Below are 15,496 nucleotides of genomic sequence, written 5' to 3' on the forward strand. Positions count from 1 at the left end.
ACCAGGGCGCTGGTCGGACGACTGGGGCAAAGGCGGCAGCCAGCCAGGCTGCACCTCGACTATCTTGCCGTTGATCGGCAGGCACTGCAAAACCGACTGCGGGGCTGATGTCGGCCTCTGCTGGTCAAAAAGCGATATACCGACCGAGGTGTGTTCTGGAATCCCAGCCTGATCCCGGAGCCGCTGTGCGCCATCGCTAAACTTCCCACGAAGAGGTCAAGCTTCCAATGTAATGAGTTTCAGTTCCAGATTTGATTTAGGGGCCCGCTGTGCCGCTGGCGAAGACGTTTGAAAGGGAATTGCTGGAGAGGCTGAGTGCGGAAGATTCGTCGAGCCGCTCGCATGGTTGCGCCACGTTCTCACCGAACTGCCTCAACGCGCTGTCGATACCGACATCGACGATGCCCTTCAACTTCGCCAAAGCCGCTGCAGCCCGATCCGCCCGGACGCGTCCGTTTGAAAGCGACCGTCGTTGAAAGGGCAGCGGCAACGCGCGGGGAAATTCGCGCTTACCATCGATCCCGCCGGCCAGTGCTTCGTGCTTTGCGATCGGCGCATGGCCACTCCGTCAACAGCAGGAGAGAACGTCGAGCGGCGAGCGGAACTAATCTGGTAAGTTCGTGACCAGAACATCATCAACAATCTCAAATGGTTGGGTTTTGGTTACCGCATTGAAATGCTTTGGTTCGCCGGTCTCAGGATCGGATTTCCGAGTTTTCCCGTTTCTTACCCCTATCATAGCGCCGGACAACCGTATTGCCGAGGCACTGACCATTGACAATGATGACGTTGGGATCCTCTGCGTCCATTTGATCTCCTGTGCGGAGTACGAGTTCATCAGAACGGCGGGGTTGGACCCTTCCTCGAATGCTCGACGAGCGTCACTATCCGCCAGTTACGTGTGTGGCGCTGGCAGCGCCAAGGCTTGACGAAGGCATAACCTCTACCAATCCATCACCACCTTGCCCGAACTGCCGCTCCGCATCGCATCGAACCCGACCTGAAAATCGTCGATCCCGATGCGATGCGTGATCAGCCCGGAAACATCGAGCGGCCCCTGCACCAGAGCGATCATCTTGTACCAGGTCTCGAACATCTCGCGGCCATAGATGCCCTTCAGATGCAGCATCTTGAAGATGACCTTGTTCCAGTCGATCTCGAAGCCGGTGGGCGCGATGCCGAGGATGGCGATCTTGCCGCCATTGTTCATGGTGTCGATCATGTCGCGGAAGGCTGGCGCCGCGCCCGACATCTCCAGGCCGACATCAAAGCCTTCGGTCATGCCGATCGAGGGCATGACGTCGCGAAGCTTCTCCTTCGAGGCGTCGATCACGTGCTGAACGCCGAGCTTGCGCGCCAGATCGAGACGAACCGGGTTGATGTCGGTGATGACGACCTTGCGCGCGCCGACGCATTGCGCGACCAGCGCGCCCATGATGCCGATCGGCCCGGCGCCGGTGACCAGCACATCCTCGCCGACCAGATCGAACGACAAGGCCGTGTGCACGGCGTTGCCGAGTGGATCGAAGATGGCCGCGATCTCGTCCGGCACGTCGTCGGGAATCGGCACGACATTGTGCTGCGGGATCACCATGTATTCGCCGAAGGCACCTGGACGGTTGACGCCGACGCCGAGCGTGTTGCGGCAGAGATGGCCTCGCCCTGCGCGGCAGTTGCGGCAATGGCCGCAGACGATATGGCCTTCGCCCGAGACGCGCTGGCGGACCTTGTATTCGGTGACCGCGGCGCCGAAATCGGCGACGGTGCCGACGAATTCATGGCCGGTCACCATCGGCACCGGCACGGTCTTCTGCGCCCACTGGTCCCAATTGTAGATGTGCACGTCGGTGCCACAGATCGCGGTCTTCTTGACCTTGATCAGCAGGTCGTTGGGGCCGATCTCCGGCACCGGCACCTCTTCCATCCAGATGCCTGGCTCGGCCTTGGCCTTCACCAGCGCCTTCATCATGTTGGACATTCTTTTGTTCCTTGGATCCGCCGACATCTGCGTGTGGATGCGCGCCTGGCCCTTCGGCGCCACCGGGAAGGAGAAGCCGATGACGTAGTGCCTCGATTCTACATGCGCTGCGTCGAGTGGCGTCTCAAAGGCACCACTCGCACATGGCGCGAGGACGTTTGACCTCGCAGGGCGTTTAGAACTTCTTTACCTCGATACCATGCCGACGCAGGGCATAGCCGACTTGCCGCGGCGTGAGGCCGAGGATACGACCAGCCTTGGCCTGAACCCAGCCGGCCTTCTGCATCGCGTCGATCAGCCGGTCGCCATCGGTCACACGCATGCCTGTTGCACCCGAGGCAGGATGGCTCGGACCGCGGGCGTTGACGGGCACCGCCGCGCCCTCGGAGGCGCCGGTGCGCCTGGCTCCCAGCGGCGATTCAACCGGCATCCTGTTGCGGCCGAACTCATCGCTGGCATTGCCGTCATTTGCACGGTCGGCTCCTTTCCAGAGGAGGGAAGACAGGCACTGGCTATTCTGGCAGGCAAAATCTGAAGTGGCGATAGTGCTTGAATGCGCAAGAGTGGCCGTCCTTCGCACGCAGTTTTCCAGCTCACGGACGTTGCCAGGGAAGTAGCATTGCGAGATCAGGTCAAGCGCCGACGGCGCGAAGGCGAGCTCGCGATGGTTCTCGCTATTGAATCGATCGAGGAAGGCCTTCGCAAGGCGTGGAATATCGCCAGGTCGCTCTCTGAGCGGTGGCAGCATGATTGGCACCACATTGATGCGGTAGTAAAGATCGGCCCTGAACTCTCCGTTCACGACAGCCGTCTCGAGGTCCTTGTTGGTGGCGCATATGAGCCGGACGTCGACCGTTAGCGTCCTGGTGCCGCCGACGCGCTCCAACTCGCCTTCCTGCAAGACGCGCAAGAGCTTTGCCTGGAAGGCAGGCGAAATCTCGCCGATTTCGTCAAGCAACAGGGTTCCGCCATTGGCTAATTCGAAACGGCCGGCGCGCTGCGCGACAGCCCCGGTGAAGGCGCCCTTTTCATGCCCGAACAACTCCGATTCCAGAACGCTTTCAGGCAGTGCGGCGCAGTTCAGTTTGACGAAAGCCTTCTTGCTGCGAGGCGAAAGCTTATGGATGGCCTGCGCAAAAAATTCCTTGCCGGTGCCGCTTTCACCCCGCAAAAGCACGGTGGAGTTGGTCCTTGCCACGACCGCGGCGGTTTCAAGCACCTGCTTGAGTGCGGGACTTTCCCCGATGATCCCGTCGATTTTGACAGGCGAATGGCGGGCAGGGCGGGCCTCCTTCTCGTCGCGCGAGTTCTCCGCTCTCCCTTCCTCCTCAAAGAGCCGCTGACGATCTGTGCTCAGGATGCGATGGAGGCGGATAGTCCGGCCGACAAGATTGGCGACCATTGTCAGCAAGCTCACGTCTTCGTCGCAATGTACGCTGGCGGCGCCGTCCCGGATACGGTCGATCGACAGTGTACCGAGGATTTCATCCTCAGCCTCTATTGGCACTCCGATAAAGGTAACTGGCATGGTTGCGCCGCCCGAAGCCGTTTGGAGATCAGCCTGAAATAGTTCGGACTTGCTGACATCGTGTATGACGAGTGGCCTCCCCGTAGCGCAGATACGGTCTACCACGGCCTGCGGTGTGAAGCGGCGCCAATCTGATTGAGGAGCGTGTTTGTTGCCGGCAGTTGCGGCAATCTCCAGCTCCCCGGCCGCCTCCTTGATGACCATTTCTCCATGACGCATTTGCACAAACGAGGAGAGAATGTTCACGACATTGCCAAGCGTGATCTGCAGCCGCGTGGGGGCAGTCAGGATCTCGGATATCTCGTAGAGGCCCCTGAGCGGGATGTTTGCCCCGTGCATCGCTTTGATAGGTGGCCGTGCGTCGCCAAGCCCTACCTCGTGCACCCGATCCCGCATTACTTGACCCATGGAAACACCTCAGGGGTTGTAAGGTGCCCCTCCCAAAGCGCCTTTCTTTCGACTCGCTACATCCTAGTATTCACGAGCCCCTGTTCAATTGCAAATTGTCATGTTGCAATCGCGACAATTCCAGGTATCGGCTCTGGCAACGGCGCGCGCGTGCGCGGGTCATCCGAACTTGAAGAGGACACCGAAGCCGCCGCGCGGATAATTCCACTCGATCTCACCACTGGCCTCGCACAGTACCCGACAGGTGCCGCACTCCATGCAGCCGTCGGCGGTGATCTCCACTTGGCCCTTGTCGTTCAATTCATAACATTGGGCCGGGCAGACGCGGGTCAACGCGAGCAGGTTGGCGCTTGGCTTTTGGTGCGGTCGCACTTTTATATGTGGGCGCCCCGAATCGACCAGATACCGGTTCTGGTAAAGCTTCTCTTCAATGCGTGGCACTGCGATTGTCATCTCGTCCTCCTAGCGCCAGGCGAATGCCAGGCGGACCACGTCGCTCACCAGCCCCCAGCGCGAACGCGCCTTGATGAAGGCAGCTGTGGTCGCCTTTTCCTTGTCGATTTTCGGGGTGCCGTCGACCCGCATAAAGTTCTGAGCCGCCTGAGACATCAACTGCGGGTAGGTCGTGAAGAAGTTTTGGGAATTGGTGTGGAGCAGGGCCGGCATGTCCTTGTATTTCTTCAGGTCTTTGATTACGAAAGACTTGTCTAACAAGGTCTTGTAGAGCGCAAGGTTCTGTTTGGTCATCGGCCTCTTGCGGCTCTTGACCTGCATGATTGCCTCAGCCGCGATCCGACCGGAGGTCATGGCGAGGTTCGAACCCTCCCGGTGGACGGCGTTATTCAACTGCGCAGCATCGCCGACCACCACCCAGCCGTTGCCAAACAGCTGCGGAATCGCATTGTAGCCACCCTCGGGAATGAGATGCGCGGCATATTCTTTCACCTCCGAGCCGGCGATCAGCGGCCGGATCGAAGGATGGTTTTTTAACGCATCGAGTATGATGTATGGGCTCTCCATCATCGAAGCGAAATCCGAAACGAGGCAGCCGATGCCCAGTGAGATCGATTCCTTGTTGGTGTAAAGGAAGCCGAGCCCGGCCATGCTGCGGGAGATTGTACCCACTGCCTCGATCACGCAGCCTTCACCGGCCTTGAGGCCGAACCGCTGCTCTATGACCTCTTCAGGCAGGAAATGCATTTCCTTGACGGCGAGCGCCACGGATTTTGGCCTCGGCATCTCGCGAAGCCCGGCGCGGGTGCCAAGTAGTCCGGAGACACCTTCTGCGAGAACGACAACGTCCGCGAAAATCTCTCCGCCGACCCGGTCGGTGCGGACGCCGACCACCTTGTCCTTGGCATCGCGGACGAGTTCCGTCACGGTCGTCTCGCACAGAACCGTCGCGCCGGCCTCGCGCACCTTACGCGAAAACCATTTGTCGAACTGGGCGCGGATGATCGTATAGCGGTTGGGCTTCGCCTCGTTGAAGTCGTCCGACCGATAGTGAATCCCGGTGTGGGAAGTGTCGTCCATGACCCAAAGCCGCTGTTCAACCAAATGGCGCTCGAGAGGCGCATCATCCCGGAAATCCGGGATGATCTTCTCCAGCATGTTGGCGTACATGATTGCACCCTGAACGTTCTTGGAGCCCGGATATTCACCTCGCTCCAACTGCAGCACCTTCAGGCCGTGGCTTGCCATGGTGTAAGCAGCAGCGTTTCCGGACATGCCGGCCCCAACAACAATGGCGTCGAATTTTTCCTCGATCATGTCCATCTCCCTAGCTCGCAAGCTTATCGCGACTGTGGGGCGACAGCCGCCGGGTGAAGGCCTCCGTCAGTGCGGGCAGGAAGCGGATCGCATCGGTGACGATCCCGAGGTGGGCGAAATCGAAAATCGGCGCCTTCGGGTCGGTGTTGATAGCCACGATGAGATCCGCTCCTTCGACGCCAACCCGGTGCTGGATGGCGCCGGAAATTCCAGCCGCTATGTAAAGCTTCGGCCGGATGGTCTTGCCTGTTTGGCCGATCTGCCGATCAGCCGACAGCCAGCCCTTTTGGACCAACGGGCGCGAACAGCCATGCTCGGCGCCGATTGCTCGTGCGAGATCCTTCACAAGCTGCAGGTTCTCCGCCGCGCCTAGACCGAGGCCTCCCGCAACCACAACGTCGGCATAGGCAAGATTGGCCTTTCCAGACTGGCTATCCGGCAGGAAGCCGAGGACTTTGGTGACGATGTCATCCTCGGCTACCGATAGCTGGTGCCGGATGACACGCCCGACCGGCTTATCCATCCGCCGCGGCATGGGCATGACCCTTGGTCGCACTGTCGCCATCTGCGGCCGGTAATTGAGCGTGTAGATCGTGCACAACAAGGAACCGCCGAAAGTTGGACGGGTCGCAGCGAGCGAACCGTCCGTATCGACGTCGAGTTCGGTGCAGTCGGCCGTGAGCCCTGTCTTCAAGGTGGTTGCGACCGAACCAGCAAGATCCCTGCCGAGTGTGGTCGCCCCGAGAAGCAGGATCTCGGGTTTATGGGCATCGACCAGATCCGTCATCGCCTTGGTGAAAGGCTCATTGCGATAGTCGGCAAGCAGCGGCGCCTCGACGTTGTAGACAAGATCGGCGCCATAAGCGAAGGCCTCGGCTACCGCAGACTGGGTGGTCTCTCCTGGCGGTCCGAGCACGATTCCCGCGAGCTCGACGCCAAGCTTGTCAGCGAGCTTGCGGCCTTCACCGAGCAGTTCGAACGATACCGGGTGGACCTGGCCGCGCTCGAGCTCGATAAACACCCAGACGTGGCGATAGTCCTTGAAATGGTCGGGCAGCTCCTTCTTTGTGCCGGCACGGCCGGAGGCAGGGCGAGGGGCTTCTCGATTCGCGCTCGACATTGTCTCTCCTTGCCGTCATTGGCCGCCGTTGAAGGCGAGTTCCTGTTCCAGCGCTGGCCCGCGGGTTAAGATTGCGGCGATAAGTTCGTCAGCGAGATCACGCAAATTCCTCTCGGGGGTGTCGATAAGTGCCGCCTTTTCCGCCCGTGCTGTAGGGGCGAAAACGCGCTTGACGACCGTCGGCGAGCCGCGTAGGCCGCATCTGGTGAGGTCATCAATGCCGGCGTCGGCCGCACTCCACTTCAGGACCTGGCTACGCGCGGCGTACAGGGCGTCCTCGAGCGAGCCCCGACGGATCTCATTTGTGCCTTCCAGCATGGTGATGAGACAAGGGAGCCTGCTCTTCAGCATCTGCGTGCCGCCTTCACAGCGGCGCTCGACCTTGATCTCGCGCGCAGCGAGGTCAACGGAGGGGATCTTCGCGACATAGGTGAGTTGCATGAGATCGAGGCGCTTGGCGATGCCGGGCCCGACCTGGGCGGTGTCGCCATCGATCGTCTGCTTGCCGGTGAAGACGATGTCTGGCGTGCCGAACGTCTCGCCAACCTTCGCGATTGCCTGGGAAAGAGCGAAGGAGGTCGCCAGCGTGTCGGAGCCCGCAAAATAGCGATCGGTCAACAGCACCGCGCGGTCGGCGCCGTAACCGAGCGTCTTGCGCAACGCGTCCTCCGCCATGGGCGGACCCATAGTGAGCACGGTGACCTCGCCGCCGTAAGTGTCGCGCAGTCTAAGAGCCTCTTCGAGGGCGAATAGGTCGTAAGGATTGATGATGGTAGGCACACCCTGACGCATGATCGTGTTCGTAACGGGATGGACCCGTATCTGTGCCGAGTCCGGCACCTGCTTGATGCAGACTACGATGTGCATTGGCGGTCTCTTTGGGCTTCTATCCGGATGCGGGCTTGGCAGTAGATCTTTGGCAGCATCATTCGTGCCAACTGTTTTGAGTGCTCATATTCCTCGAGACTCCGTTGGTTCCTTCCAGGGGCGCGTTCGTGATGACACGATTTGTCGGCTTCCCGACATTGTCGCGTCGCAACCATGTCGCGCTCATTCTTTTGCGAACCGCTTCAGTACGGACTCGAACGGGACGAAGGTGCGGCCGGGCGTGGCAGGCTTGTTCGGATCGTGGTCTTTGAGCACCTTGAAGATCCGGTGCTTAAGCGGCGAGGAAGTCGTGAAGTCCTCGTAAGCGCGTTGCAGCGTTGCGCGCACCCGCGCGGCGACCACCTGGTCGGGCAGATCGGATAGATCTTCTTCGGCAAGGTATTGGCCCACGCGCTTCATGATATGAAGCCGTGAGACATTCAGCACCTTGGGATCATAGGAGACCCCAAGGACCGCGAAGAACTCCTCCGCTGCCGACAGGCCCTTCAGTCGCGCGAGGATGTCGGTAACATCGATGGGGCGGCCGTCAGCGGAACAATTCATCGCATTCTCCCTGGTCGGGCGCTGAGTTCGTTGCCCAGCCGGCCTGGACCGGCGACATCCGCGAGGTGTGCCTCGCTGCACATTCCATCGTAGAGCTCGACCAGTTGAGTTGCTGTCACGATCGATTTGGTCTCGGCCGCCTTGCGGCGGACGCGAGCCACGATTGCGGCTGCCAAATCCGGGTCGAGATCGCGACCGCTTTCGCTCAGCACACGGGCAATCGAGGTGGCGCCGGAATGCTTACCGATGACGATACGCCGGCAGCGGCCCACGAGTGCCGGGTCAAGCCCCTGGTAGGCGCGCGAGTCCTTCAGCAGCCCTGCGACGTGAGTGCCGGATTCGTGGGTGAAAACATCGGCGCCGACGACCGGCTTAATAGTCGCCGTCTGCCGGCGGGCGGCGCAAGCCACCTGGGCGGCGAGGTCGGGCAATGCGGTCAGCTCGATGCCGGTATCCGCGCCGTCGATGACGGCCATCGCGGCCGCCACTTCTTCCAGCGCGGCATTACCCGCACGCTCGCCGAGCCCGAGGACGGTGACGGACGCATGGCGCGCGCCTGCACGGATCGCGGCCAGCGTGTTGGCGGCCGCAAGGCCGAGATCGTTGTGCGCGTGAAATTCGAGGTCGATTTCAGACTTCGCCATGAGCTGGGCGACAAGTTCGAAAGTCGAAAAGGGGTCGAGAATGCCGACCGTGTCGGCCAGCCTGACGCGGCTTGCGCCGGCGCGCGCAGCCGTTTCGATGACGCGGGCAAGATAATCCCCATCAGCCCGCGAGGCATCCTCGCAGCCCACAGCGACGAAGAAGCCGGCAGCGGCTGCGCGCCTGACCATATCCTCGATGACCTGGAGCGCTCCCGCCTGATCGAGGCCGAGCTTGGCGGCAAGTTGGATGTCGGATGCAGGCAGCGACAGATTGACGGCGCCGACGCCGCTCTCGATCGCTGCGTCGAGATCCCGCGCCTTCATCCGGCACCAGGCCATGAGCCGAACCGGGAGACGCCGCGCGACCGCGGCGCGAATTGTTTCGATCTCGTCGGCGCCCATGATCGGCGTGCCGATCTCGATCTCTGGGACGCCGGCGGCGACAAGAGACTCGGCGAGCTCCAGCTTCTCCGCCGTCGTAAAGGCGACACCGGGCGCCTGCTCGCCGTCGCGCAAGGTCGTGTCGTTGAGGAAGACATCACGGCTCATGAACGGCAGCCTGTTCTGCTTCCGCTCAGGTATAGACCGGATCGAACGTCTTCGGGACTTCGCCCACGCGGCCCAGAACCGGGAGAGTCACGCAGCTTCTCAACGATTGCCGGCATGACCTCAAGCACCCGATCGACGTCTTCTTCGTTGTTGTCGCGCGCAAACGAGAAGCGGACTGCCCCGTGTGGCATCTTCATCGCGCTCAGGACATGGCTGGGTTCCATTGAGCCGGAGGTGCAGGCGGAGCCGGAGGAACAGGCGATGCCTACGCGGCTCAGCAGATGTGGGATTCCATCACTTTCGGTATGTTCAAAGGAGATGTTTGCGGTGTTTGGCAACCGCTCCATCGGATCGCCAGTGACACAGGTGTTTGGGATGCGCTGCAGGATCCCATCCTCCAGGCGGTCGCGCAGCGACTTTACCCGTGTGGTCGCGTCGTCCATGAATTTCAAGGCGAGTTCGGCCGCCGTGCCGAGCCCGACTATGCCGGGCGTGTTCTCGGTACCGGCACGCCGGCCGTGCTGTTGGTGCCCTCCCTTGATCATCGAGCGGAAGTGCACGCCACGCTTTATCCAAAGTGCACCGATCCCTTTGGGGCCATGAAGCTTGTGGCCGGAGAGCGACAGCATGTCGATAGCGGTCGATTTCAGGTCCATCGGAAGCTTGCCAACCGCCTGCACTGCATCGGTATGAAAAAGGGCGCCAATTTCCTTGGCCAACTCGGCGAGCTTGGCCACGGGAAAGATCGTACCGGTCTCGTTGTTCGCCCACATTACCGAGACGATTGCCACACGGGGCGAGAGGGCTGCCTTGTAGGCGTCGAGGTCAAGCCGGCCACGACGATCCACGGGGATCGTGTGGACCTTGACGCGGCGAAGCTGCTCAAGATGCGCGCACAGCGTTAATACGGCGGGATGCTCGACCGCGGACGTCACGATCTCGGTTCGGTCGATCGTGAGCTCGAGCGCCGAAAGGATCGCTGCATTGTCGCTTTCTGTTCCACCCGAGGTGAAGGTGATCTCATCGTCGAACTGCGCGCCGATCAGCGCCTGCAACTGCCGCCGCGCCTTTTTTATCGCCGCACCAACTGATGCGCCAAAAGCGTGCGTTGACGAAGGGTTGCCGAATTGATCCGTGAAGTACGGCAACATCGCTCGCACAACGTCAGGATCGACCCGTGTCGTTGCGTTGTTGTCGAGGTAGACAGGCCTCATGCGAACAGTCCTCAGTTAACTGAAGGACTTGCCGCAGCCGCACTTGTCCCGCGCGTTGGGGTTGTCGAAGACAAAGCCGGAAGAGTCGAGCCCGGTGACGAAGTCGACGGTCATGCCGGCGACATGGGGTTGGGAGTCTGCGTCCACAAACAGCTTGATCCCATCTGTCTCCGTAATCACATCGCCCTGGCGCGAGACGCTTTCCAGGCCCATTATGTATTTGAACCCGGCGCAGCCGCCGGTCTGGACCATAATGCGAAAGCCCTCCGCTTGCTCGCTGGCGCGGGAAAGAGCGGTCTTGACAGCGGCAACAGCATTGTCGGTGAGCGTGATCATGGCAAGATTTCTCCTCAATCCGTGACGTCTTTGCGGATCACGCTGCAGGGACCGTGCCAAAAGAGGAAAAAACCGTTTCAACACGGCGCGATCCCTCTAGAGGCGCTATCAATCTTGTTGGCCATTGCTGAAAAGACGTCGGGCAACCGACACGCACTGTCGGGTTTGTCGAGTACGTGACACAAAGTGTCCGGCCTCCGTTCCCGCTGAACTCTCACATAAATCATTGATGAGTGTGCGGAACATTTTTTTGCGCTTGTTCAGGCGAATTGGCACGACTTTTGAAACGCCTATTGGCGATGCGGCAAAAACCGCCGAGACAAAAATCATGCTGTGAGTGCCCTCGCGATCGATGGAATGGAGCAAGCCACATGTCAGGGCTGGGCAACATGTCAGGGCTGGGTCAGAACCGCTGTGCGCGGGTGGAAACGGCTCCTCGCCACTCAGACGACACGCCCGGTTCGATGGCGATCACGCACTTTCGCCAGCAGCACCCTGTTCCTGGACGAGCAGGAGGTCGGCATCGAGCACCACGCTGCGCTCAGTCGACCGACCACCCGGCAGGGCAGCTGATCCTCAACAAGCAGATGAAGGTCGTTAACACATGGACCAGCGCGAGAGACCATCGCCCCACGAAATCCGGCGGGCGCAGCAAGACAATCCAAAGATCCGTGAGCACGATCTCGCCGCCCGACTGGGCATTTCGGAAGCGGAACTGGTCGCCGCGCATTGCGGTCTGGGCGCGATTCGCGTCGAGCCGCGCGTCAATGATCTGCTGACCGGCCTCGAAGCGGTCGGCGAGGTGGTGGCGCATACCCGCAATGAAAGTGCTGTGCACGAAAAGATCGGCGTCTACGACAAGGTGGTCACCGGCAACAAGCATGCTCTGGTACTTGGCGACGAGATCGACTTGCGCATCTTCCCGAAAGTTTGGGCGCATGGCTTTGCTGTCGAGAAGCGCGATGGCAAGGACATTAGCCATAGCCTGCAATTCTTTGATGCCGCCGGCAAGGCGATGCACAAGGTGCAACTCGGGCCCGCCTCAAATCTCGATGCTTATCAGAAGCTGGTGGCTGAGCTGGAATCCTCGAACCAGGAGCCGATCGTAGTATTCAAGGCGAGCGGAGCCAACGACGACGCAGAGGTTCCTGGACAAGCCGCCACGGTGGAGGATCTACGCGAGTGCTGGAGCCAGCTGACGGACGTGCATCAGTTCTTCGACATGTTGAAGAGACTGAAGCTCAGCCGCCGCGAGGCGGTGCGTATGGTCGGCGAGGTTTACGCTTGGGCGCTCGAAAAGGACGCCATTGGCGCCATGTTTCAACAGGCGGCCGAAGACGAAATGCCGATCATGTGCTTTGTAGGCAATCGTGGCTGCATCCAAATCCATTCCGGTCCGATCAAGTGGGTCAAAACAATCGGGCCGTGGATCAATGTGCTCGACAAGACCTTCCACCTGCATCTCGGGACCCACCACATCATAGAGGTCTGGGCCGTTCGCAAGCCGACCAAGGACGGTCACGTCACCTCGCTTGAAGCCTACGGCGCCGATGGCAAAATGATCATCCAGTTCTTTGGCAAGCGCCGCGAAGGCGAGGGCGAGCGCGAGGACTGGCGGTTTCTGGCCGAGACCCTGCCACGCATTCCCGGTCCGACCGCTGCATGAGGCGAGACCAATTGCATGTTGTTTTCCGGTTTCGCTCGGCACCCGTCGCCGGGGCTCGGCATTCTGCTGGCCATCGCTTTGCCTGCGGAGCGAGTGAGCGCCTAGCTATTGCTTCCCGTGCTGTCACGGATCGCTCGATCGTCGCAATCGCCTGCGCGCTTGGCGAGGAAAGACATCTCACCGCTCGAAATTCGACGAGCTACTACCCGAATTCCGCTGAAGGTTGACCGATGTCGGCCACATGCGTCAGCTGTCGGCGAAGGTTGTTTTGTCGGTCAGTCAGTCCAACTTTGCGGCCGTGCTCCAAAACGAGGCCCATGCTTCCTTCAAGTAGCCGTCCTCAAAGTACTAAGATCCTTCGTTGGGCATTGCTTGCTTGTGATCTGATCCGCAGGCGGAACAACTCTTAATCTGGCGACAGCACCCGTGGGCAGATGGAGGTGACCTCTGCCGCGAATCGAAATGCCCCGGCCGCTTGCCGCGCGCTCAGGAGTGCCGCGCCGGATTGCTTTGCTCAGGCATTCAACCACCTTGCGTCAAACAAACGGCAAGCAAGGACCAACGATCATTCTGCCCCTGCTTCCACCGCGGGAGGCTCCGGCTTCAATATGGTCCTACTCAATGACCGTATTCCTGGAAAGCAATTTTCCAATCACGTTTCTCCGATATCAAAGCGTTAGACATCCACTCGCGACCGGGAGAGCAGGACGCCCGCAGGCCGCGCGTGTTCTTCCGGCATCCGCGCCTCCCGTCATTGCGCGCACGACCCGGAGGCGCTCATGGCGCACCCGAGGATGACACACATCCATCGCGTAAATATGTTGAATCGGAACAATCAATTTTGCCAATAATCTGAAGAGAGATATGAAAAGGTTCAGGTGGCGTGGGGACGCAGGATAAGGAGTGTCTCTGATGGCTATCCATGGTAGTCCGCGCGACAACGCCCTCTTCGGCACCAACGATGAGAATGTGATCACAGATCCCGACGGTAATGACTGGATTGACGCTCTTGCCGGTAACGATTCCATTTCGGCGGGGCCCGGCAATGACCGAGTCTTCGGTGGCACAGGTAATGATCATGTCTTTGGCGAGGAGGGCAATGACTACCTCTACGGCGACAGCGGGCGAGACGGACCGCGCATCACTGCTGAGGATAATGACAAGCTCTATGGGGGTCCGGGTAACGACACCCTCTTTGTTGGTGACGGCAGGGATTATCTGACCGGGGGGACAGGCAACGACACGTTCGTGTTCCAATTCCACAACCCGATCCCTGGATATGACCCGCGTTTCGGGCCGGACCCGGATAATACCTCGATCTTGGATTTCAACCCGGCGGATGACACTTTGGCCTTCGATGCGGTTGGCCTCGGTAGCGACGGCTTTGGCGCCAACTTCGTCAACCACGCCAGCTCACGGTCTGGCCATCCAGTTGACACCTTCTACAGCGGCGACGCCGCGGGCGCGAACGGCGAGCATGTCGTCGTGCTCACCAACTCGTTCAGCAACGGCTCCCAGGCTGCGGATGCGATCTCCAATGAGCATATCGGCGACATTATCGCTTACTATAATCCGTTAACCCAGTCAGGGAATCTGGCCTATGTCACCTCCGATAACCATGCCGACGATTTTGCTCATCTCGGTAATGTCCACAGCGTCGCGGATCTGGCTGGGCTTGGGTTGAGCGCGTGGGACTTTACCTTCGTCTGATCGGCGGGAACCGCTGGATCGGATAGGACGAGATGCGCTACGGCGTAGATAAACCGCCCCTTTCAGAGGTTCGCACGGATCGCCTCTGTGGTGTGGATGACGGCGCGGCTGTCGCGCTTCCCCTGGCAAAGGCCGGAAGATCAGCGTGCCACTGCCCGCAGACTGATGTGCGGAACTGGCTGAGGTGGCAGGTTCATGTAGCGAGCCCTTTGCACGGTCCATTCACGGTTCTGCTCGACCTGCAGCGGCGCCACGAGGCGCATGATTGCTTCATTGGGGAAGACGCCGACGACCTCGGTGCGCGTTTGATCTCGCCGTTGAGCCGCGCGACCGGTATCTAACGTAGCTCGGTGCGGTGCTCTTTGACGAAGCTCATCTAGGCGAGCACGTCATGTTCAGTGTCGTTCCATGATGATGGCGAGCTTGAGGGTCCTTGGCCGGATCTGTTCGGCAACGATCGGTCTCCTGGCAAAACCGGTGGCGATGAAGGCCGAGACCACGCGACGGCCGCTCTTGCCGATGCGCCGGTAAGTTCCTCATGAAATGTACCTGCTCGGCAGCGCTACCAAGTAGCTGGAACACCTTCGAGACCGCCGCCTTGATGCCGTCATGGGCGTTGGAGACGACAAGCTTGACGTCTCTGAGGCCGCGGCGCGTCAGTTTGCGCAGGAGCTCCGTCCAGGTCGGCTTGGCCACGGGAGTGCCGACGCTCATGCCAAGCACCTCATGGCAATGGTCGTTGTCGACGCCGACGGCGATAATCACCGCGACCGAGACAGCCACTCAATCAAGGCCTCTAGCTTCCTGTCGATTGCGGAGGAACCCGAATGGCTGCGGTACTCGGCGACGACCGCAATGCTTGGCGCATCGGCGACCAAAGAGTCTCAACATTATGCCAAGTTGGCAGAAGAGCCTCAGAAGGAGTGTCCTCTGCATACTGTTAAATTGGTCTGTTTGGCAGGAGCCAAGCCGAACAGTCCCCGTGTCGCGGACGCGACAAAGCTGACCGCAGGTGTCGGTTGTCGGACGTTTTACCGGGAGGACATGTGGTCATCCAATGAGCGGCGGTCCCGGTGGTGGCTGAGCATAGATCGGTTCAGCACCATCGATACGGCCGATCCGGCACGCAACTTGCTTAGAAG

12 protein-coding genes and 1 pseudogene are annotated in these 15,496 nt (G+C 60.3%); 2 read left to right on the forward strand and 11 right to left on the reverse strand.

The annotated features are described in order from the left end of the window. Positions 1-943: 943 nt before the first annotated feature. The 10 genes from tdh to RFN28_RS16390 form a co-directional block, all read right to left on the reverse strand. Entirely contained in the window at positions 944-1,978 is a 1,035-nt protein-coding gene (gene tdh, locus RFN28_RS16345) for an L-threonine 3-dehydrogenase (RefSeq protein ID WP_320275408.1), read from the reverse strand. Positions 1,979-2,153: 175 nt separating this feature from the next. Further along, positions 2,154-3,914, reverse strand: a complete 1,761-nt coding sequence (gene nifA, locus RFN28_RS16350; protein WP_320288356.1) for a nif-specific transcriptional activator NifA — start codon at positions 3,912-3,914, stop codon at positions 2,154-2,156. A 159-nt stretch (positions 3,915-4,073) separates the two neighbouring features. Further along, positions 4,074-4,367, reverse strand: a complete 294-nt coding sequence (locus tag RFN28_RS16355) for a ferredoxin family protein (protein WP_320223341.1) — start codon at positions 4,365-4,367, stop codon at positions 4,074-4,076. 9 nt (positions 4,368-4,376) lie between these two features. Beyond that, positions 4,377-5,684 carry an FAD-dependent oxidoreductase gene (locus tag RFN28_RS16360; RefSeq protein ID WP_320279001.1) on the reverse strand — a complete coding sequence of 436 codons (1,308 nt, stop codon included), beginning with the start codon at positions 5,682-5,684 and terminating at the stop codon, positions 4,377-4,379. A gap of 10 nt (positions 5,685-5,694) precedes the next feature. After that, positions 5,695-6,804: an electron transfer flavoprotein subunit alpha/FixB family protein gene (locus tag RFN28_RS16365; RefSeq protein ID WP_320215388.1), complete on the reverse strand. Its 1,110-nt coding sequence runs from the start codon at positions 6,802-6,804 to the stop codon at positions 5,695-5,697. 15 nt (positions 6,805-6,819) lie between these two features. Next, entirely contained in the window at positions 6,820-7,671 is an 852-nt protein-coding gene (locus RFN28_RS16370) for an electron transfer flavoprotein subunit beta/FixA family protein (protein ID WP_320215387.1), read from the reverse strand. Positions 7,672-7,854: 183 nt separating this feature from the next. Further along, positions 7,855-8,235: a nitrogenase stabilizing/protective protein NifW gene (gene nifW, locus RFN28_RS16375; RefSeq protein WP_320215386.1), complete on the reverse strand. Its 381-nt coding sequence runs from the start codon at positions 8,233-8,235 to the stop codon at positions 7,855-7,857. After that, entirely contained in the window at positions 8,232-9,428 is a 1,197-nt protein-coding gene (gene nifV, locus RFN28_RS16380; RefSeq protein ID WP_320288357.1) for a homocitrate synthase, read from the reverse strand. The genes nifW and nifV overlap by 4 nt, the downstream gene beginning before the upstream one ends. Then, complete coding sequence (gene nifS / locus RFN28_RS16385) at positions 9,425-10,642, reverse strand: cysteine desulfurase NifS (RefSeq protein WP_320288358.1); 1,218 nt, start codon at positions 10,640-10,642, stop codon at positions 9,425-9,427. Before nifS ends, nifV begins: the two co-directional genes overlap by 4 nt. A gap of 15 nt (positions 10,643-10,657) precedes the next feature. Then, positions 10,658-10,978: a HesB/IscA family protein gene (locus RFN28_RS16390; RefSeq protein WP_041003345.1), complete on the reverse strand. Its 321-nt coding sequence runs from the start codon at positions 10,976-10,978 to the stop codon at positions 10,658-10,660. A 604-nt stretch (positions 10,979-11,582) separates the two neighbouring features. Between RFN28_RS16390 and RFN28_RS16395 the strand changes: the two genes are divergently transcribed. Both RFN28_RS16395 and RFN28_RS16400 read left to right on the forward strand, forming a co-directional pair. Beyond that, on the forward strand, positions 11,583-12,644 hold the full coding sequence (locus tag RFN28_RS16395; protein WP_320215383.1) for a hemin-degrading factor: 1,062 nt from the start codon (positions 11,583-11,585) through the stop codon (positions 12,642-12,644). A 912-nt stretch (positions 12,645-13,556) separates the two neighbouring features. Then, positions 13,557-14,354, forward strand: a complete 798-nt coding sequence (locus tag RFN28_RS16400) for a calcium-binding protein (RefSeq protein ID WP_320215382.1) — start codon at positions 13,557-13,559, stop codon at positions 14,352-14,354. A gap of 140 nt (positions 14,355-14,494) precedes the next feature. Here the strand turns inward: RFN28_RS16400 and RFN28_RS16405 are convergent. Then, a pseudogene (locus RFN28_RS16405) lies at positions 14,495-15,131 on the reverse strand (transposase); the annotation flags it as partial. Between the last annotated feature and the right edge of the window lie 365 nt (positions 15,132-15,496).

It is taken from the genome of Mesorhizobium album (assembly GCF_033977205.1).
GTDB lineage: Bacteria > Pseudomonadota > Alphaproteobacteria > Rhizobiales > Rhizobiaceae > Mesorhizobium > Mesorhizobium album.